This is a genomic window from Peribacillus sp. YIM B13477, assembly GCF_042787955.1.
Classification (GTDB): Bacteria; Bacillota; Bacilli; order Bacillales; family DSM-1321; genus Peribacillus; species Peribacillus frigoritolerans.
Map to the genome: position 1 here is coordinate 22564 of NZ_JBHZPD010000010.1, position 20850 is coordinate 43413.

15 protein-coding genes and 1 pseudogene are annotated in these 20850 nt (G+C 37.6%); 12 read left to right on the forward strand and 4 right to left on the reverse strand.

The window, feature by feature from the left end; all coding sequences use genetic code 11:
- Positions 1–260: 260 nt before the first annotated feature.
- Both ACFX4H_RS22750 and ACFX4H_RS22755 read left to right on the forward strand, forming a co-directional pair.
- Positions 261–1592 (forward strand): peptide MFS transporter, encoded by a 1332-nt coding sequence (locus ACFX4H_RS22750; RefSeq protein WP_098186332.1) that lies wholly within the window; start codon positions 261–263, stop codon positions 1590–1592.
- Between the two features lie 741 nt (positions 1593–2333).
- Positions 2334–3041: an SH3 domain-containing protein gene (locus tag ACFX4H_RS22755; RefSeq protein WP_063592345.1), complete on the forward strand. Its 708-nt coding sequence runs from the start codon at positions 2334–2336 to the stop codon at positions 3039–3041.
- A 251-nt stretch (positions 3042–3292) separates the two neighbouring features.
- On the opposite strand, the gene ACFX4H_RS22760 is transcribed toward ACFX4H_RS22755, so the two are convergent.
- Entirely contained in the window at positions 3293–3556 is a 264-nt protein-coding gene (locus ACFX4H_RS22760; RefSeq protein WP_377436308.1) for a hypothetical protein, read from the reverse strand.
- A 2875-nt stretch (positions 3557–6431) separates the two neighbouring features.
- Between ACFX4H_RS22760 and ACFX4H_RS22765 the strand changes: the two genes are divergently transcribed.
- On the forward strand, positions 6432–7607 hold the full coding sequence (locus ACFX4H_RS22765; protein ID WP_377436309.1) for a hypothetical protein: 1176 nt from the start codon (positions 6432–6434) through the stop codon (positions 7605–7607).
- A gap of 530 nt (positions 7608–8137) precedes the next feature.
- Here ACFX4H_RS22765 and ACFX4H_RS22770 read toward each other — a convergent pair.
- On the reverse strand, positions 8138–8614 hold the full coding sequence (locus ACFX4H_RS22770) for a polysaccharide pyruvyl transferase family protein (protein ID WP_377436338.1): 477 nt from the start codon (positions 8612–8614) through the stop codon (positions 8138–8140).
- A gap of 680 nt (positions 8615–9294) precedes the next feature.
- On the opposite strand from ACFX4H_RS22770, the gene nikA reads away from it, so the two are divergent.
- The 8 genes from nikA to ACFX4H_RS22810 all read left to right on the forward strand — a co-directional run bounded on the left by nikA (position 9295) and on the right by ACFX4H_RS22810 (position 15510).
- Entirely contained in the window at positions 9295–10920 is a 1626-nt protein-coding gene (gene nikA / locus ACFX4H_RS22775) for a nickel ABC transporter substrate-binding protein (protein ID WP_377436310.1), read from the forward strand.
- A gap of 17 nt (positions 10921–10937) precedes the next feature.
- A complete protein-coding gene (nikB, locus tag ACFX4H_RS22780) occupies positions 10938–11882 on the forward strand; it encodes a nickel ABC transporter permease subunit NikB (protein ID WP_377436311.1) in 945 nt (314 codons plus the stop codon).
- The gene (gene nikC, locus ACFX4H_RS22785; RefSeq protein ID WP_034306314.1) at positions 11879–12709 is read left to right on the forward strand and encodes a nickel ABC transporter permease subunit NikC; all 831 of its coding nucleotides are present in this window, start codon (positions 11879–11881) and stop codon (positions 12707–12709) included. Before nikB ends, nikC begins: the two co-directional genes overlap by 4 nt.
- An 18-nt stretch (positions 12710–12727) precedes the next feature.
- Positions 12728–13555 carry a nickel import ATP-binding protein NikD gene (gene nikD, locus ACFX4H_RS22790; protein WP_377436312.1) on the forward strand — a complete coding sequence of 276 codons (828 nt, stop codon included), beginning with the start codon at positions 12728–12730 and terminating at the stop codon, positions 13553–13555.
- 33 nt (positions 13556–13588) lie between these two features.
- Positions 13589–14410, forward strand: coding sequence for a nickel import ATP-binding protein NikE (gene nikE / locus ACFX4H_RS22795; RefSeq protein WP_283866960.1), 822 nt, complete (start codon positions 13589–13591; stop codon positions 14408–14410).
- A 140-nt stretch (positions 14411–14550) separates the two neighbouring features.
- A complete protein-coding gene (locus tag ACFX4H_RS22800; RefSeq protein ID WP_377436313.1) occupies positions 14551–14679 on the forward strand; it encodes a hypothetical protein in 129 nt (42 codons plus the stop codon).
- A gap of 104 nt (positions 14680–14783) precedes the next feature.
- Complete coding sequence (locus tag ACFX4H_RS22805) at positions 14784–15275, forward strand: DUF2975 domain-containing protein (RefSeq protein ID WP_034306308.1); 492 nt, start codon at positions 14784–14786, stop codon at positions 15273–15275.
- A gap of 10 nt (positions 15276–15285) precedes the next feature.
- Positions 15286–15510, forward strand: coding sequence for a helix-turn-helix domain-containing protein (locus tag ACFX4H_RS22810; protein ID WP_057276524.1), 225 nt, complete (start codon positions 15286–15288; stop codon positions 15508–15510).
- A gap of 272 nt (positions 15511–15782) precedes the next feature.
- Here the strand turns inward: ACFX4H_RS22810 and ACFX4H_RS22815 are convergent, their stop codons facing one another.
- Both ACFX4H_RS22815 and ACFX4H_RS22820 read right to left on the reverse strand, forming a co-directional pair.
- Complete coding sequence (locus ACFX4H_RS22815; protein WP_377436314.1) at positions 15783–16322, reverse strand: VanZ family protein; 540 nt, start codon at positions 16320–16322, stop codon at positions 15783–15785.
- An 89-nt stretch (positions 16323–16411) separates the two neighbouring features.
- Positions 16412–16500 (reverse strand): annotated as a pseudogene (locus ACFX4H_RS22820) (carboxypeptidase); the annotation flags it as partial.
- A gap of 1080 nt (positions 16501–17580) precedes the next feature.
- On the opposite strand from ACFX4H_RS22820, the gene ACFX4H_RS22825 reads away from it, so the two are divergent.
- Positions 17581–19740 carry a S8 family serine peptidase gene (locus tag ACFX4H_RS22825; RefSeq protein WP_377436315.1) on the forward strand — a complete coding sequence of 720 codons (2160 nt, stop codon included), beginning with the start codon at positions 17581–17583 and terminating at the stop codon, positions 19738–19740.
- Positions 19741–20850 lie beyond the last annotated feature (1110 nt).

The following is a 20850-nucleotide window of genomic DNA, read 5'->3' on the forward strand; positions in this document are numbered from 1 at the left end:
GATTCTTTAAAATGTAAATACCTTCATTGAATGTCTTCAAGTTAAATGAATGAATTTATAAGTTTATGCCCATGTAGATTTTGCTATCAGATTCTTTTTGCACCAGAGCGAAGATTAAAAATGAAAACGCTTACTGATGGTGGGTTGGATGGAATGAGTGGCCATCATCGTACCATTCAATTGTCTATTAAAATAAAGACCATGCAATTATTTTGTGAATGTAACGATTGATGGTTAACCATATTGAGGAGGACTTTATTATGCAAGCACTATTAAAAGAAGAAGTTCAGCAGCCAAACCAGTCCAGGAAAAAGCATCCTCCAGGATTGTATATGCTGTTCGCTACTGAGGCATGGGAGCGCTTCAGCTATTACGGAATGAGGGCAATCCTTGTTCTTTACTTAACGGCAACGGTTGTAAACGGCGGGCTTGGAGTCGACAAATCTGCGGCTATGGGCATATACGGATTCTTTACTGGTGCCGTTTATATTACGCCAATGATTGGCGGATACTTGACTGACCGTTTCATAGGCAGAAGATTGGCGATCACGATTGGCGGTATTTTAATGGCGCTGGGTAACTTTTCGCTATTCGCAAGTCAGAGTTTGACAGCGCTTTACATTGGTCTTGGTTTATTGATTATCGGTAATGGTTTCTTCAAGCCAAACATCTCGACAATTGTTGGTGATCTTTATGAAGACAACGACCCGCGTCGTGATGGGGCTTTCACCATCTTCTATATGGGTATTAACGTTGGGGCTTTCTTCGCACCGTTAGTGGTCGGGCTTATGAGCTATAAATATGGGTTCTTGACAGCAGCAATTGGCATGATTGTAGGACAGTTAGTTTTCAACTTATTAGGCAATCGCTATTTAGGTGATATCGGTAAAGAACCTACTGGCAAACCGGATGTTACAGCTGGTAAAAAATCAGCTGCACCGTTAACGAAAAGAGAACAAAAACGTACAACGGCTATCGTGATTTTGGCAGTATTCGTCATTGCTTTCTGGGCCGCTTTCGAGCAGGCAGGAAGTTCATTGACATTGTATGCCAATGACCAAATTGATCGGAATGTATTTGGCTTTGAGGTTCCAACTGCCTGGTTCCAATCATTGAACCCATTATTCATCGTGATTTTAGCGCCAATTATGTCTGCTTTATGGTACAAGCTTGGCAGCTCAAAACGCGGTGACTTAAAAACCCCAACGAAGATGGCTCTTGGTTTAGTCACTGTTGGTTTAGGTTTCTTAGTACTGCTTCCTGCCGTTATGTACACAGGAAACGATACAGCGCTGAAAGTGAACATCCTGTTCATGATTGTAACGTATTTCCTTCATACATTAGCCGAACTAATGATTTCACCAGTTGGTTTGTCAATGGTAAGCAAAATTGCTCCAATCAAGCTAGCCTCTCTTCTAATGGGAGTATGGCTGGCAAGTTCCGCAGTGGCCAATATGGTAGCCGGACAATTAGCTGCATATACGCAGTCTTTAGGTTACCTGGAAATCTTCAGTGTGATTGGTTTTGTAACAATTGGTTTAGGTATTGTATTGTTGTTTCTTTCGAAGCCAGTCGCTAAGCTGATGAAATAATGAAAGAATAAGCTGACCCAAAAGGCATATAATGTGCCATTTGGGTCGAGCTTTTTTTAGTGGGAAAATAATAGAATCGGTCCAAACTGGTGTAAGAGGAGTCTCCACAACGACCCAAACCAGAAAGGAACGATTCTCTGAAGTTTTATTTCTGTGTGCTTAATCTTATTGTGTTTCAGCATTTTCACGAGTCTTTCATCAATTTGAATGGTACGGAACATAAGTAAACAAAAGCAAATCAATGGGAAGTTCTTATAGAACCAGTCAAAGCTATATTAGATGAGAAACAATAATAAACACTTAGGTGGATTAATAAACTTGGTTTCAATAATCGACCAGCCACTTTTAGTAGAAAAGCACTCAAAGCTGGTTATGTAAAAGAGCCTATGAATTAGGATGTAATTCACTCCACTTAAGTGATTATATGAAATTTGTACGAGTGGTAACTTGCAACAAAAAATGGGGAATCTTGAGGATAAGGCTGGCCAGTTTTCCAAAGGCACGGGACCAGGCGCCAGGCCCAACCAGATGTAACATCCGCAATTATAAGGGGAGGTGGAGGCTATGCAGGAGAAGGAAGGTAAGTGAATAGGTGATCTAATCCTATATGGAAACAGAAGAAAGGAAAAGGGAATCTTATCGCTATCCCTAACGACTTCTGGATAGGCTATACTTATCTAGACAGAAAATTTAAGGTCGGGTAGACTACAGATACAACTAGTTATAGAAAAGAGGTCCGATATGCGACGCGATATACAACTGAATGAACGAGCTTTCTCTTCCAAGGAAGTGGCAGAAGAAGTGGGGATTGCAACTCCCACTGTTCGAAAGTATGGTCAAATCTTAGAGCGGAATGGATATGAGTTTTTGAAAGATGGAGATCGGCGTATCTTTGTTAAATCTGACATCGGAGCGCTTATAGCGCTACGCGATACGGACAAGCCCCTAGACGATACAGCTAAAGACCTTGTGTATCAACAAAAAGAAAGATTAGAAGGATCCAATGAAACACACATAGCGATACCCGATACATATGAAAATTCACCCCACGACCCCAATCAATTAAACGAGGTCTTAATGTTTTTAGCCAATGAACTTGCAGCTACACGTGAAATGAATGTCCAACTGACAAACGATATGTCACAGCTTAAAACAAAGGTTTCCCGGCTCCAGCAAGATCATCATGTTATAAGTTCTAGTATTGGAAATTCAGCTCAAAGAACTAATACTAAAATTGAACAATTAACTGAACAACAAAATACCCATTACGAAACATTGCTGGAACAAGAAAAACAAAAAAGTGAACTCTTACAAAAAGAAATACAAAATATGCGGGACGAACAGAAAAAAGAATGGAGTTCACAAAATGAATTTAATAAACGTTTAGAAGAGGCTATACAAAAACGTTCCGAAAAATGGCGGGGACTTTTCTCCATATTCAGAAAATAAGGGATGACTGTTAAGGTTTTTTGCCTAGCTCTGTATTGATTTGTTATTGATGAAGAAACATTTGATAGATTGAGAAAAGCATTGTAATGCGAATCCAAAAAACTTTAAAAAAATTCATAGTGCCATATATGATTCGCGTAGCTGAAAAACAGAATGAAGAAAGAATATTTAACTTTACAGGTTTGGCACCTGTTATGTAAGAGCTCGGCGATTCCAATGTATCGGACGTTCTACCAAAGGCAAGCGAAGGCTCAATTGAAATTCATTGGAGATTTGTTTAAGCGATATGCATCTAAAACAAAATGCACAATTTGAAGCAAGAAATAAAGGCATGTTTGATAAAAAGGGAGTTGAAACATGCATTCAAAAACAAGAGTCATTCTTACTAGAGGTGCTCCAGACAGGGATTTATCGGCTCCTTTTTTGTGTGTTGCGTATCGCTGGGCGATATAACTTGCAAATAAATTCGAATCTTTAGGTTTATTAGAAAAGTGAGTGACGTTTAATGCAAACATGATATACATCCGAATGAACGAGTATTCTTTGTATTCTTTTCTAAGGAAGTGGCAGAAGAAGTGGGGATGCATACCCACTGTTCAAAAGTATGGTCAAAACTTAGAACGAAACGGATATGAGTTTTTAAGATGGTGGTTACCTATCTTTATACAATCTGACATCGAAGCGCACATAGCGTTATACGATACGTGATAAGGGATTGTCCCTGGATGGTACAGCTAAAGATCTTATGTATCTATTAAAAGATAGATTAGAAGTAACTGATGAAAAGAGATAGCGATACTCGGTATAAAGACAACTTAACCCATAATTCCAAACAAATAAATGAGATTTTAAATGTTTTAACCAATAAACTTGCAGCTACCCTTGAAATGAACGTCCACTGACAAACGATATGTCTCAGCTTAAAACAACGGTTTCTCAGCTCCGGCAAGATCCATGTCCTCAATAGTGTTTTTCAAGAAAGGGGCTAATCGGTTCTTTTTTTGTTTCGTATCGGTGTGCGATATAACATGAAAATATGTCCACAGATTCTTCATCTTTAAATAGAAAGGAAAGTCCTATATGCAACAGGATTTACTTCGGAATGAATGAGCATCCTCTTCAAAGGAAGTGGAAATGTAAAATCAATGCTCGAAAGTATGTCTAAAACTTAGAGCGAAATGAATAACCATTATTAAAATGTGGGAATTTACACACCTGCTTTTAATCCGACATCGAAACGCTTAAAGCGATACGCTATAAGGGGAACCCCCTAAACGATAGAGTTAAAGGCCCTTGTATCAAGAAAAAGAAAGATTAGAAGGAACCAATGAAACAGAGATAGCGATACCCGATACATATGACAATTTATCCCATGCTCTCATTCAATTAAAAGGGAGCTGAATTTTTAACCAATATACTCGCAGCTACGGGTGAAATGAACATTTAACTGACAAACGATATGTCATAGCTTAAAACTGAACAACAAAAAAACATTAAGAAACATTACTTCAATAAGAAAAAGGTTTCATTACTTTTTTTTAGTCTCTTTGACTATATTGAGATGTTAAATAACACCGAGGCAATCAAATCTATAGTAGAAATTCCTTTGTTCCAACTATTCAGAATCACTATTTTTCAAATTTCAACAATTTCCCGAGAAATAACTACAAATTCTGAGTAGATATCGACAAAATGAGAGGGTTCTAAAAGATGTAGTAAAACTTTGGTGAAAATTTCCAGATAGGAAGCGTGGTCGATTGAGTTAAAAATTTGATTGAAAACGTTTATGGGTATTGAGTGTGGGGAAGTAGACGAACTATATCTCTTTTGAATGAAAGCGTATGTGTCTTTAGAAGAACACACCTTTCAGGACTAAAGAAATTTTCAACCAATACACTCGCTGCTCTACGCGTGAGGTGAACATTTAACTGACAAACGATATGTCATAATTTAAAACTGAACAAAAAAACCATTAAGAAACATTACTTCAAAATAAGAAAAAGGTTTCTTAATGGTTTTTTTTAGAATCTTTTACGATATTGAGGTGTTAATAACAATTTAAACCGAGGCAATCAAATCAATAGTAGAAATTCTTTTGTTCTAACTATTCAGAATCACTATTTTCAAATTTCAACAATTTCCCGAGAAATAACTACAAATTCTGAGTAAATATCGACAAAATTAGAAGCTTCTAAAAGATGTAGTGAAACATTGGTGGAAATTATGACTAATTGAGTTTTTTTAACAAGGAAATCAGATAGGAAGTTTGGTTGATTGAGTTAAAAACTGATTGAAAACGTTTATGGGGTATTGAGTATGGAGAAGTAGACGAATTATTTCTCTTTTGAATGAAAGTGTATGTGCTTGGGAAGAACACACCTTTCAGGATTAAAGAAATATAAAGGGGTGAATGAGGGACAACCTACGATAGTATTGAAGGCAGCTAAATTGCCGCGAGTAGCAACCTGTGCTAGCTCAAACAACACAAAAAGACCTATAAAAGCAAGTCAAAGAAAACAAGGCTAATGCCGAAGACAAAAGGAGGTCCCAAGGCAAGGGATACAAATGTCTCGTAGCGAAGCCAAGACAAAGCAGGTAAACAATGATAGCGTTTTTTATAGGTGAATGGGAGCCATCACTAAAATAAGGAAGGCAGCCAGATCCCCGCGAGTAGCAACCCATGCTAGTTGACAAGTACTATGCAATCTCTAATTGGTCTAGAAAATCAACTATATAAAACGTTACAAGCATAGCATCTTAAACAGGTGCTTTTTTATGTGCATACTTAATAAACGCTCCTTTTAAAAGGAGTGCCTTCTAGTTATGCAATTTCAGAGTGATAATTATCTGGTAATTTTCTAAAATCTACATACTAAAGCCATCTAAACCTTGTTGGGTCAAAGTAAAAGAAACAATTGCCCAATTTTCTAATTTAACACGATATGTAGCGCCTTGGGTAACACCATTCCAGTTAGTGCTGTAGTGCCATCAGACACTAATTTCCTTAACAACTTAGTTAGAGATAAAAGTTTCGATGTAATAGTATCCAATATGGTTATTCAAGTTCTTGAAAAAAAATAAGAAATGTATCGTCAATCAGTAGATGCAGGCTGTTTTATATTTTCTATTTTACATCCTTAGTTTGTTATATCAGAAAGTGGTTGGGAGAAAACAAGAGACGGTAAAAAGGTGCAGTGGAACGTGATGTCTGTACGGCCGAAACGATGCTGAATTTCCATTACTCCTACACCCTCTTATGGTGGTGGTGGGTGTCTCCATGTGTTCATACTGTACAAATTCAATCTGTTTATTTCACCAAAAAGTCCAGCTCTAAAGGTGTTACCTAGCATAAAATATAGTAAAATTCATTGCTTTCAGGAGAGGGTAACATTGACAAACTATGAACGAATTCCGAGTGGCGTTATCGTAATGTGGAGCGGATCCATTAAGAATATTCCAAAAGGATGGTTGTTATGTGATGGAACGAAAGGAACGCCAGATTTGAGGGAGCGCTTTGTTTTGGGAACAGCTAAAAATTCGGAAATTGGCGATAGGGGTGGACATAAAAGAATAAAACTGGACAAATCCCAACTTGCTCCCCATAGTCATACCGGAAACACGGCTGAGGCTGGAGACCACACACATATGGGTACGACGGATATGGGGGGAGACCACACGCATACGGGAACAACGAATGTGGCTGGAGACCACACACATATGGGAACAACGGATGTGGGTGGAGACCACACGCATACGGGAACAACGAATGTAGCTGGAAACCATACGCATACGGGGACAACGAATGTAGCTGGAGACCACACGCATACGGGAACAACGAATGTAGCTGGAGACCACACGCATATGGGAACAACGAATGTAGCTGGAGACCATACGCATACGGGAACAACAAATGTAGCTGGAAGCCACACGCATACGGGAACAACGAATGTTGCTGGAAGCCACACACATACCGGTATGACAAATCCTTCTGGAATACATTCACACCAATACGTTGATCGTGGCGACACAACCACTAATAAACCGGCAGGCGGGAATCAAGCAGCGGCCAATAACACTTCCGGCATTTATACCACATCTCCAGCAGGGGAACATACCCACAACTTTACGACATCTGAGGCTGGAGCCCATAGCCACGACTTTACGACATCTGAGGCTGGAGCCCATAGCCACGACATTACGACATCTGAGGCTGGAGCTCATAGCCACGACTTTACGACATCTGAGGCTGGAGCTCATAGCCACGATTTTACGACATCTGAGGCTGGAGCTCATAGCCACGATTTCACGACATCAGAAGCGGGGGCCCATAGCCATGACCTTACGACATCTGAGGCTGGAGCCCATAGCCACGACTTCACGACATCAGAAGCGGGAGCCCATAGCCATGATTTGACGACATCAGAAGCGGGAGTCCATAGCCACGACTTTACGACATCAGAAGCGGGAGCCCATAGCCATGATTTTAGGACAAACTTGGCAGGTAGCGGAAAGTCAATTAATATAATGAATCCGTACTATAAACTGGCGTTTATTATGAAAAAATAGGCAGCTAAGGTCTAGTGGCTTCTTTCTTTTGAGCCGCATTTTCGCCTGCCATGAGAATCAGGTAGGTATTTTCTCCGAATGAATGTTATTATTGTGATTCCGAGAATTAAGGAATTTTATCCATTAATCATAATAAATAAGGCTATGTATTAATATATTTCTAATTTCTTCATTCTCAAATACAGAAGAACGAAAAAATATGGCTAAATTTCTGATCATTATGGAGACGGATAAGAAAAAGTGTCCTATGGTCATAACATGCTCATAACCTTTTTTCTTCTTTTTTAAAGTATAATGAAAAGGAGAAAACCCTTTTCATATCATATATATATATGCCTTATTGAATGGGCGACACATGTGAATATCTTTAAAGTTGAAGGCCTCCCAGTTTACCGTGGGAGGCCATTTCTTATTTGGCAATTTCAACGAAAAGTGGGATGGAGGAGAACATCAACTCCTAGAATCATTCCAAGTAAAAGGGACTGGTAGAAGTTGGATTAATTTGGAGTTTGGGTATTAAAATCTAAAAGTTAGTCTACTGTGAAATTATTTTTTATAGGTTCAATTATTAAGGGACTGAATTGTTCCTTTCTATTTTTGTATTGTTCGATTATCTTTTCATTATTTAGTTCAATTTCCCGGATCCCTTCCATAATATCAAGAGCTAGTGTATCGGAATCGGTTGAAACGACTAAATTCTCCAGCCCAAGGGACTGAAACAAATCAAATACTTTAAATCTGTATCCGAGGGCGATACAGGGGACATTTCCTGCTAAGGAAAGGATATTAGCGTGAAGTTTAAAGTTAATGCTCAAACTGCAGACAGAGAGTTTTTCAATAAGCTCTTCCTCTGAGTATAAAGATGGATCATAAGTCACATTCAACGGGTCATTCAATTTATCGTAAAGTCGTTTGGAGGCCTTCCGGTCACTGCCCCAGACGTACAATAAAATTTTATAACCCGACTTTATTAATTTTTTGGATACTTGAAGAAGCGCATTTTCAATAGCAGCTTCTTGGGAATGTCCGAAAGCTTTAAGTCTTTACAGGCTCTCAGGAAAATCATGCAGCTGTTTGCCTTTGTCCATGCTATTCAGTAATGGAAAACGGAGTGCAGCTGTAAACAGTCCACACTCCACTTCGTCTGGATCGCCAAACCAAATGAACAATGGCGCTATACAAAAAAATGAGAAAATGTCAGGTGATACATTCCCAGTCCTTTAACACCATATATGTTCGGCATTCTCAGCAAGAGCGTTTGGGACATTCACAAATCTATACAACGATTAATGTCCACCTTCCGATGTCTTCTATGTACAAATAATTATATTAGAATAATATTATCAGCTTTATCCTCTTATAAGGTTAAGAGGATTGCAACTGATGATTGAGTTATCAAAAAACAGGTGAATGATAATTATTTCTTCACGACGGAATGTAATTCATTTTGGTCAAGTTCCTTACTTTCACGAACAATACCGGTTTTAAAAGGGGTCGAACGTGTGAATATTCGGAGTAGCATCATCATTCATGGCTGAAAAGGATATTGGGGATCTACGTATCTACATATGATTTCTTATAAACATAATTATATTTTTTGAGAGTTTCGACATTATATTGACAATAATATAGTTACTCATTACAATTGAAAATAATTCTCAATATGGTACAGGGGGCACCAATGGTTATGTCAAAACGAAGAAACAGCAAAAAAGTGTTATTTATATCGGCAATCGTTTTAATTCTATCAACGCTTTTACTTGGATGTACAAATGAATCAAAAGAAAATTCAACTTCAAACAAAGACAATAAAGACATGCTTACTTTGGCTTGGCCGAGGGATATAGGTGAAATGAATCCGCATGTCTATAATCCTTCTCAATTATTCGCTACATCAATGATATATGAACCTTTGGTCAGCTACCAAGATGGAGGTAAGCTGAAACCGCATTTAGCTGAATCTTGGGAAATTTCCAAGGATGGGAAGGAATATACGTTCAACCTCCGTCAAGATGTGAAATTTTCTGACGGTACAAGCTTTAATGCTGAAATTGTGAAAAAGAACTTTGATACTATATTGAAAAATGTTGATTTGCATAGTTGGTTGGGCTTTATTACGAAAGTGGATCAAACGGAAGTAATTGACCAAAATACATTTAAACTAACATTAAAGGAGCCATATTATCCTACTATTCAAGAGTTAGCCGTTGTTCGTCCAGTCCGATTCTTAGGTGATGCTGGATTCCCTAAAGATGGTGACACTTCTAAAGGTGTTACAAAACCAGTCGGTACAGGCCCATGGATTTTGGAAGAATATAAAGCAGATGAATATGCTATTTTCAAACGCAATGAAAATTATTGGGGTGAACTCCCTAAAGTTAAGAAAATTAAAGTCAAGGTCATTCCTGATGCGGAAACCCGTGTTCTTGCTTTTGAAAAAGGTGACCTGGACCTAATTTATGGTGAAGGTGCTATCAGTCTGGATGCTTTCAAACAATTAGAAACAACAGGTAACTATGAGACTAGTATTTCTGATCCGGTTGCGACAAGACAACTAGTTATGAATACGAAGAAAGAACAACTTTCAGATTTACGTGTTCGTCAAGCGTTACAATATGGATTTAATAAAAAAGCAATGGTTGACGGAGTTACTTCAGGTTTGGAAGAGAAGGCAGATTTCATTTTACCGACAAACTTCCCGTATACTTCAGACATTGATGTAACACCGATTGATTATAATGTCGAAAAAGCAAAAGCTTTATTAGATGAAGCGGGATGGAAGCTTCCAAAAGGAAAAAACGTTCGTGAGAAAGACGGAAAGCCGCTTGAAATCGAGTTAATGTACGACTCTGCAGAATCGATTCAAAAAGCAATGGCCGAAACATTACAATCGGAGTGGGCGGCACTAGGTGTTAAATTGAATATCGTTGGAGTTGAGCTAACGGTACAAATTGAAAGATTCAAAGCTAATGATTTTGAATTGAATTTCTTTAGTAACTATGGCGCTCCATATGATCCACATACTTTCGTAAATGTCGTTGGCTCAGAAGGATTTGGTTTTAACGAAGCCATTTCATCTTATCCGAACAGAGATGAGTTGTTAAAACAAATTGCAGATGTTCCTGGAACAACAGATGAAAAAGAACGTCAAGAACTTTACTCAACCATTTTGGAATCACTGCAAGACCAAGGAGCGATTGTGCCCATTTCTTATATTAAGAAAATAGCTGTTTACCAAAAAGATGTATCTAATTTTACATTCCCTGCTAACCGGGATGAACATCCATTCACAGGAATTAGCATCGAGAAGTAAGTTACAGGAGGGTTTTCATGGGCACTTATATCTTGAAACGAATTATGGCCATTATTCCCATCTTTCTCTTGGCCACTCTTCTTACGTTTGGAATGATTCACCTTTCACCAGTGGACCCAGCTGAGGCATATTTATCTGCAGCACATATCCAATCTACAGATGAGATATTGGCTCAGAAAAGACATGAGTTTGGCTTAGATCAACCCCTCCATGTTCAATATGTAAATTCTATTATTAAGATATGCCAATTTGATTTTGGCATATCTTATCTTTCGAATAAACCTGTTTGGGAAGAGGTAACCTATCGAATGCCAGCGACCATTCAGTTAGCTTTAGGGAGCATCCTATTAGCTATCCTGGTCAGTGTCCCTCTTGGATTTTTGGCAGGCATAAAGAAAAACAGTGTTATTGACCATTTTAGTCGCCTTCTCTCTTTTTTCGGGGCGTCCATCCCTTCTTTTTGGCTTGGTTATTTATTGATTTTTTTCTTTTCTGTTAAACTCGACCTATTTCCTGTCGAAGGAATCGGGACTTGGAAACATCTGGTTCTTCCTTCCGTTACTTTAGCTTTGCCATTAATAGCTTTGTATACTCGATTATTACGTGCTAGCGTTCTTGAAAATTTGCAGGAACCTTATGTCCTTTTTGCTCGCACAAGAGGCATTCATGAAAAAGTCATTATGGGAAAACATGTATTGAGAATAGCCATATCCCCCATGATTACTGGACTGGGGATGAATTTAGGAAAGCTGCTGACTGGAACAATTATCGTCGAAGCGGTCTTTTCCTGGCCAGGATTCGGTCGTTATTTCATTGAAGCTATTTTTAATCGGGATGTTCCTGTCATTCAATGCTATGTGCTTTTAGCTGCGGGACTATTCATTTTTAGCAATTTGATTGTTGACCTAATTCAAATGTGTATCGACCCACGCATCTCCAGAAAAGGAGGGCAACGTCAATGATAACAAGTCTTCGTATTATGATGAGAAGTCAGAAAGTGATTGTCCTTTGTTCAATAATATTAAGCTTCCTATTTATCATCACCATCTTGGCTCCTTGGATTGCACCTAATGATCCTATTGCTGTCAATTTAGCAAATAAACTACAGCCATCTTCCTTTGAGTATCCATTGGGAACGGATCATTTAGGAAGATGTACGTTATCACGCATCTTATATGGAGCTCGCATTTCGTTAGGATTTGCTACATTAATCTTTATTTCATCTTTAGGCATCGGTTTGATTGTCGGAACCATTGCTGGTTATAAAGGCGGATGGGTGGACCAGGTGCTAATGAGACTGTGTGATGGCGTTATGGCATTTCCGAACCTTTTGCTCATTCTTGGACTTGTTGGCATATTGGGACCTGGCCTTAAACAGGTCATCATAGCATTGATGCTTGTGCAATGGGTGTATTATGCGAGAATTTTCCGAGGAATGGTACTTAGTCTAAAAGAACAAAACTATATAGCGGCAGCTAAAATAAGCGGTTCTTCTCAATGGAAGATAATAAAGAAACATATTGTTCCAAATGTTCTTCCTCCGCTCGCTGTTATGGGTACATTAGAAATGGGTTGGGCCATCATGGATATATCGGCCATGTCGTTTCTAGGTTTGGGCGTGCAACCCCCTACACCGGAATGGGGAGCAATGATTCATGAAGGGAAATCCTATATTCGGACGAATCCAGAATTAATGCTATATCCAGGTTTGATGATTATGCTTGTTGTCGTCACCTTCAATTTATTAGGCGAAGCGCTATCAGAACGTTTTGGAGTCAAACGTCGTTAATAAAAAGGAATGAGAAGATTGAGAACAGAACGGTCGAATGTATTAACAGTGAGCGATCTACATGTAAAAGTACAAACAAAGGAAGGTGCTGCCACCCTCGTTCAGGACATTAATTTTGAACTGGAAAAAGGGAAGGTATTGGGTCTTGTTGGGGAAAGTGGGAGTGGCAAAACCGTTACGAGTATGTCCATTCTACAGCTTCTTGATCGGAAAACAACGACAATCAAAGGAAGCATTACCCTTCAAGGACGAGAATTAAATGGTTTGGACGATAAAGAAATACGTGGAATTCGCGGCAAGGATATTGGCTTTATTATGCAAAATCCGATGAATTCATTTACGCCTGTTTTTACAATTGGCAATCAATTTGTCGAAACGATTAGGTCTCATACCGCATTGAATAAAAAACAAGCAAAAGAGCTTGCCATCGAAGCGATGCAAAATGTAAACCTGCCAAATCCCGCGAAACTATTAAAAAGCTATCCTTTTCAACTGAGTGGAGGTATGCTTCAACGCGTGATGATTGCGATGGCTGCATGTTTACAGCCATCCGTTATTATTGCTGATGAGCCGACGACTGCACTCGACGTACATAACCAATTACAGGTACTTCGCCACTTGGATAAAATCCGTTCTGAATATGGAACATCCATTTTACTCATTTCTCATGATCTTGGCGTCATTTCTGAAATGGCAGATGATGTAGTCGTTATGCAACATGGCAGAATTGTAGAAACAGCAAATGTGTATGAACTATTTGATAATCCGCAACATGAATATACAAAGAAACTGCTAAATGCCCGCCTTAGCATTAAACATGAAGAGCCTATCACCCATATGTTGTGATATATGGACTGCATTTTTTTGAGGGGTGAACAAATGAGTTTATTACAAGTAAAAGCAGTAACTCATAGCTATAATTCTCATACGTTTTTGAAATGGAAAGAGCCTTCTAAAAAAGTACTCACTGACATTTCCCTCTCCATTGACGAAGGAACATGTTTAGGGCTGCTTGGCACGAGTGGAGCTGGAAAAAGTACATTAGGAAAAGTGATCCTTGGCTTAGAACGTCCACAGCAAGGACAGGTTCTGTTTCAAGGGCATGATATCTATACCGCTGATAAGCTTACTCGACAAAAGATACGCCGAGATCTACAGGTCGTCTTTCAGGATTCATATTCAGCTGTCAATCCACGAATGACCGCCGAAAGTATTGTAGGCGAGCCATTAGAAAACTATGAAAAACTAACCGTAACCGAACAAAAAAGAACGGTTATTGAGTTATTGGAAAGAGTGGGCCTAAGTGAAAAGGATTTAAAAAAATACCCACACCAATTTAGCGGTGGACAATTGCAAAGAATTAATATTGCTAGAGCAATCTCTCTTAAGCCACTGTTAATCGTCTTGGATGAATCCGTAAGCAGTCTGGATATGGTTAATCAAACACTGATTTTAGAATTATTAAGTGAGTTGAAAAAAGACTTCGGCTTATCTTATCTTTTTATTACACATGATATTAAAGCGGCTTATTCAATCTCTGATACTTTGGGTGTACTGGAAAAAGGGGAATTAATCGAGCATTACAATTCTAAAGATCAGTTTTTTTCATCAGAACATCCTGTCGTTAAACAGATGAGAAGTTCTATACTCGCTGAGCATCCGCGATTTCGTTCTCTTCCAATGAGGATTAACAAGTCTTAGTTTAGAATATACATTTGAAGGCCGCGGTTTCAGTTAGAAAATCGAGGCCCTTGTTTATCTCATATTTAAGGAGTTGCAATAGCATACTTTATACCGGTTATTCGTTTTTTACGATTTAGCGATGTGGGCGTTTCGTTATTATGACTAACGTTGAATATCTTGCTGCCATCTGGCAGCTCCTTTTGTTTATGCAACTAAAGGGGAAGTTGGTTGCACAAGCTATCGAGCATTTCGCTGTAATGGGGAATGCTTTTATTTTTGTCTTATAAATGTTTAAACAATAATAATATAATTAGATACAATAATACTTTATTGTAAAACGATAAAAAACGTGTTAAATTCAAATTGACAATAATTAAATGAGGTGCTTTTCATGAAACGAAGTTCAACACTCTTTTTAAAGGTAGCTGTTATTTTTATCGGCATTCCGGTTCTTGCTTTGTGTCTATTTTTGTTGCCTCAGATAGCGAATGAAGCAAATGAAGCAGCAGAAAGAGGTTCAGATTTGGCTTATGTGGTATATGGCCTATTAATGGTTATGTATGTGTCGGCAATCCCATTTTACTTCGCCTTGTATCAATCGTTTAACCTATTAAGCTATATTGACAAGAACCAAGCTTTCTCGGAATTATCTGTAAGAGCGCTAAAGAAAATCAAAAAATGTGCCATCACAATCAGTGGCTTGTATGTGGTGGCCCTGCCATTCGTCTTTATCCTAGCGGAAGTGGATGACGCACCGGGTCTCGGACTAATCGGAATGGTCATGATTTTCGCCCCCATGGTGATTGCTGTCTTTGCGGCTGTCCTTCAAAGACTTTTACAAGAAGCCATCGATATAAAATCAGAGAATGACTTAATAGTCTGAGGTGAATAACATGGCAATAATAATCAATATTGATGTGATGCTGGCTAAAAGGAAAATGAGCGTAACGGAACTTTCGGAAAGGGTTGGAATAACGATGGCTAACCTTTCTATATTGAAAAATGGAAAGGCAAAAGCGATTCGACTATCCACGTTAGAAGCGATTTGTAAGGCTTTGGACTGTCAGCCGGGAGATCTTTTGGAATACAAAAGTGAAGAGGGAACTCAAGGAGAATAAATCATTTAGGTAGGCTGCTGCGGCAGCCTTTTTCTTATGGAACTGACGGAGTGGAATAGTTGAATAGTGCTCTTTGACCTTTCTTCAACTATTGGGCCAGATTGATGAATAAGGATATTTTCCGTTTTTAGGGAAATTTAAAAAAGCCATCCTCAAAATAGGTGGCTTGTGATCTTTGTCATTCTTGTTTTATAAATTAAAGAACCTGCTGTATCAAGTCATTGATGATGTACCCTCTGTTAATTTTCATGAAACAGCAATTCTCCAATTACTTAGGAAACTTTATAAATAATAACGCCACTAATCCTGAGATATATTAATAACAGCAATAATGCAACAATGCATATCGTTCCGATTGAAGCTAAAACATTAAGGATTTTAGTAGCTTTAGTACTGAACAGCTTACAAAATACACTATAAACTCCAACTCCAATAATTCCACCTAATGTATTTCCCATAAAGTCAGTTATATCGCTAGCTCCTATAGCAAAGATGAATTGCATTCCTTCAAATAGCAAACTAACTCCTGCTATTACTGTAATCCTTTTCAAGAAAGACCAATTTGATTTTAGCATACTGATATAAATTCCAAATGGGATAAATGCAAGTACATTATAGATTATTTCATTAAAATCTATTTGGTTATTAACATTAGCTGAACCAGCAAAAGGGATTAAGTTGATTTCCCTAAAATCCGGCAAGCCTTGGAATGAAAATTGCATTTTAAAGACTATAATCCATGTTAATGCAAATAAATATACGGCCAACAAGCCAGCAGTTATTTTTTTTGATAGTTTTTTTGATTTTTCCATATAAACCCTCAATTCCTAATTCATTTTCATATTAATAACCTATGCTTTAACCTACTTTACACTATGCTATCATCTCCGAAATTTTTTCAGATTTGATCCTCCACTTTATCTTGGGATACCGGTAATATCTTAAGAATAAAAGCTAATGCAAAAACCAATAAAATCCCCACTTTTTCATTTTTATTCTCCTCCATAAAGTAACTTGTATATAGGATAGGAAAAACTTCTAAAATAAAAAGTGGGGTAAATATTAAATTTTTCTTAAAATTTTACTTGGTATTTATTATTAATCTTCTTGGGAATCCGACATTGGTAATTGGGTCTTTAAAATAAAATTGCGATGTTTGAAGATAGATGCGAGGTTTTGTATAAAGTTGTGATACTTTATCTTTTCAATCAAAGATTTCTAAATGAGTTTTGATTAAACTTTTTTATAAAATGGAGAGTCCATTTAAAAGGAAAGAAAACCATTTTGATTCCTTTTATTAGCCATAGCTTGGGGTTTACAGAAAACTTTTAATCAAACTTACCAACACCAATAATTGATGGATTTTGACATTCCGGCCATAGAAATTCACGTAGATAAAGTTTTTCCGATGAGAATCGCTTTTCTTAATGAACGAACAGGGGCGTTAGCTGAAGACCGGAGCTGTCTTAAGGCAACTTTTTTTTATGGAACTACCATGAAAATAAGTTCCTTTAAAAATGAAAAATGGCAGAAGACCCTCCTCAATCGTTAAAAAAAAGAGGAGAGCGTAAATAATTAGTCTATGGATTAGGGTTGACTGGATTAAGGTCAGTATCAGTATTGACACTACCTAACCATTTTCATTTTTTGTGGTGAATCGCCGATTTTTGCGCTTCATGGATGGCTAACAGGTGCGTTAGTTGATGAAGGAACACAAAAATGACCAATCTTTTTTATAAAAGAATAATCCAATTAAATAGTATTAGGGCATGTTTTAATTAATCTTTTTTCAAAACATGCCCTTTCTATTTAGTCATTCACCTTATTAATATACATTTTTTTCTAAATGAATACTTGAATATTTAACTCACATCTATTAAACTTGTGGTTAGTTGTTAGAAAATACCAAGTAAGGAAAAGTTTAGTTATTTTCTATTTTTCAAACTAAAAAAATACTGAATTTGATCCTTTTTTGGCAAAAGAATTACATATCTAATAAATGGATATTGGAGGTTTTTGTTCTTACCAAATTATTATCATGAAAACAAAAAAGCTGAGGGAGATTAGAGAATGAGAATATCAAAAAAGATAATAGGTATATGCGGGGCTGTAGGATTATTATTTGGGGGGACAACAACATTTGCTGCCACTTCTGCGAATACTCCTCAAGTTGTTAAACATGAGAAAAAGGTAGAAGGAAACATACAAGAGGAGATAATAAAAGTAGATAGTAGCGAAGTTAAAAAAAGGGAAATCCTTACTTATTTTAATAATAACAAACCAAAGAAGTATAAAGAAAATGAGGTTATCGTAAAATTTAAAAAGAATTACTCCATAAAAAGTCTAGGATCCCTGAGCACTACTTTAGGTTTAACAAATGCAAAAGAATTGAATAAAGAAGGAACACATGTAATGAAATTTTCCAAAAATAAAAAGATGGCAGATGTGTTAAAAGAACTTAACGCTTCTTCTAATGTTGAGTATGTAGAGCCAAACTATGTATATCAACCGACAGCAGTTACAGATCCCCTATATAGCGAACTATGGGGACTTAAAAATACTGGACAGGAAATATTAGGACGAGTTGGTAAAAAAGGTATTGATATAAATACGGAAGCAGCATGGGCTAATACAAAGGGCAGTTCCTCTCTTGTTATTGGAGTGATTGATACAGGAATCGAAATTAATCACCCAGAATTAAAAGATAGAATTTGGGTAAACACTGAAGAAATCCCTAACGATGGAATCGATAATGATAAAAATGGATATATAGACGATGTAAACGGCTGGAATTTTTATGATAAAAATAATAAATTGTTCATTCGAGGAGAGGAAGACTTCCACGGAACTCATGTTGCAGGAACAATAGCTGCAAAAGCAAATAAAATTGGAGTTACCGGTATTGCTCCAAATGTGAAAATTATGCCTCTCAAGTTTCTCGGACCATATGGAGGGTACGAATCTGATGCGATTGTTGCCATTGAATATGCTAAGGCAAAAGGTGTAAAGATTTTGAATAACTCATGGGGTGGAGGAGAACATTCACAAGCATTAAAGGATGCTATTAAAAACTCAGGCACCTTATTTATAGCTGCGGCAGGTAACTTTGCAGAGAACTCGGATACAAGTCCAATGTATCCTGCTGCTTATGATTTGCCTAACATTCTTTCTGTAGCCTCTATTAACAATACAGGAAATCTTTCAGGTTTTTCTAACTACGGTGCAAAAAGCGTAGATGTCGCTGCTCCTGGTGAAAGTATTTTAAGTACAACCCCAAGTGTGGAAGGCGACTATTCTACGGCTTATGAATATCTTGATGGAACATCCATGGCTACCCCGCATGTTACAGGAGTAGCAGCGTTAGTAAAAAGCGCACGTTCATCGTATACTCCCATTCAAATCAAGGATGCCATCTTGAGAACCACTACAAAGCTGTCTTCATTAACAGGAAAAGTTGGTACGGGAGGACTTGTGAATGCAGGGAAAGCTGTTAATTTCGAGGTAGATTCTGATATCCCTGGTATTGCTTGGAAGGGAGGGAGTATCAGTACTTCACTTGATGCAAGTAAAGATAAAAATGATGTTTATTCTATTAAACTATTAAAAGGGGAAAAGGTGAAGGCTACACTAACTGGTGATTCCGGGACGGACTTTGATTTATATTTGTATAACGACACTACAAAGACTGTAAATTCGAGCAACGGCATTGTAGCACATTCAGAAATTACAAATTCATCCAAGGAGTCCTTTACTTTTACAGCTCCTAAAACAGGCACATATTATTTGAATGCCCACGCTTTTAGTGGAGCTGGAAAATACACTCTTTCTGTTACAGAAGGCATTGGAGCAGGAACATATGAAAATACAAGTAAATATTTTGGATATGAAGGAACATGGAATAAAATATCCGATGGAAGTGCGTCGGCAAGCTCATACACAAGTACAAACCAAACCGGTTCAACTGTGAAAATTGTGTTTAATGGTACAGGAATATCCTATAAAGCTATAAAAAATGACAAACAAGGAATTGTAAAAGTGACATTGGACGGAAAATCAGCAAATTATAGCTTGCATGCTGCTACTCCTAAGTATAAAGAAGAAATCTTCAGTAAAACAGGACTAACTGCAGGTAAGCACGTATTATCTATTGAATGGACTGGTCAGGCAGATCCTGTTGCCCGTAAAACTTCAACGGAGGTGAATGTTGATTCCATCTCAGTTTTAAAATAGTTGTTATATATATGTATACCTTTAACTTCATCCATAAAGAGGATGAAGTTAAGGGTTTTTGTGGTCGGGAAAGTGGGGGAAAGGTTCCCATAATCCTATCTTTAATAGCTATGTATTTCTTAAATAATCATTAGCCTGGTTAAATCCTTCCATATATCTAGTAAAAATGAAAAATCTATGTTTTCATAAGTTAAAATGAATGCCTAAAAGTTAGAAATGTATGATTTTGTGAAATTATCGTACATTTAAATCATTGGTACATAAGGGTTTGAAGAAGGGGAGGTCGATGATGATGACACAACAAAAAAATGTGCAGCCGATCCGGGATCAGCAGCAGTTAGAAGATATGAAATGGGCGCTGAAGCGCCATTGTTCGGAGCGCGATTACATCCTGTTTGTTGTATAGGCTGTGAGACCGGCCTACGTGTTAGGGACCTACTCAAGCTCACCACGAAGCAGATCCTGGACCTTAAAGGCAAACAAAACAAGATTCTTCGGGTCAAGGAAGGAAAAACGCAAAAAATCCGCGACATGTATATCGCGAATTACTTTGAAGAGGTCTTTGAGTACGCCCAAAGCGTCCTAAGTCCCTAATTATTCCCATCCAGGAAGGGAGAACGCCCCATTCGCCGCCATAGAAGTTTCTTATGGAACTAAAGGGGCAGGTTAGTTGCAGAAGGCTATTCTATTTAATTAAGGGACATAAAATAAATAGAACCCGACACAATAAAAATGAACTATAACTATAAGGGAAGGTTTTATATCGGTGTTGAAGGTAACCTTGAAAAGTGTACTTTTTTTATTTTCAATGTATCTAACTTTATCACAAGATGTTTAAACGGAAGAAAATTATAAAAAAGAAGGGAAAGTAGTTTATCAAATCCACTATGATTATAAATCAATCTATAATTAGCTAAAAGTTAATCAGAAGGAAAATGACCAATACTGATAGAAGGTCTTTCTATTGCTGAAATGGCAAAGAAACAGGGTTTCCGAGAAGGGATTTGGAAAACTATTTTGTAAGTTCACTATAAAGTAATGCATAAGTGGAGAACCAAAGGTTCCCTTTCAAAAGAGGATTATATCGATCTGGTCTATAGGTTAAAAGCA

Coding starts and splice junctions, on each gene's coding strand:
- ACFX4H_RS22750 (WP_098186332.1), top strand. CDS start 261: ATGCAAGCACTATTAAAAGAAGAAGTTCAGCAGCCAAACCAGTCCAGG.
- ACFX4H_RS22755 (WP_063592345.1), top strand. CDS start 2,334: ATGCGACGCGATATACAACTGAATGAACGAGCTTTCTCTTCCAAGGAA.
- ACFX4H_RS22760 (WP_377436308.1), bottom strand. CDS start 3,556: ATGTTTGCATTAAACGTCACTCACTTTTCTAATAAACCTAAAGATTCG.
- nikA (WP_377436310.1), top strand. CDS start 9,295: ATGTCAAAACGAAGAAACAGCAAAAAAGTGTTATTTATATCGGCAATC.
- nikB (WP_377436311.1), top strand. CDS start 10,938: ATGGGCACTTATATCTTGAAACGAATTATGGCCATTATTCCCATCTTT.
- nikC (WP_034306314.1), top strand. CDS start 11,879: ATGATAACAAGTCTTCGTATTATGATGAGAAGTCAGAAAGTGATTGTC.
- nikE (WP_283866960.1), top strand. CDS start 13,589: ATGAGTTTATTACAAGTAAAAGCAGTAACTCATAGCTATAATTCTCAT.
- ACFX4H_RS22800 (WP_377436313.1), top strand. CDS start 14,551: ATGACTAACGTTGAATATCTTGCTGCCATCTGGCAGCTCCTTTTGTTT.
- ACFX4H_RS22805 (WP_034306308.1), top strand. CDS start 14,784: ATGAAACGAAGTTCAACACTCTTTTTAAAGGTAGCTGTTATTTTTATC.
- ACFX4H_RS22810 (WP_057276524.1), top strand. CDS start 15,286: ATGGCAATAATAATCAATATTGATGTGATGCTGGCTAAAAGGAAAATG.
- ACFX4H_RS22815 (WP_377436314.1), bottom strand. CDS start 16,322: ATGGAAAAATCAAAAAAACTATCAAAAAAAATAACTGCTGGCTTGTTG.
- ACFX4H_RS22825 (WP_377436315.1), top strand. CDS start 17,581: ATGAGAATATCAAAAAAGATAATAGGTATATGCGGGGCTGTAGGATTA.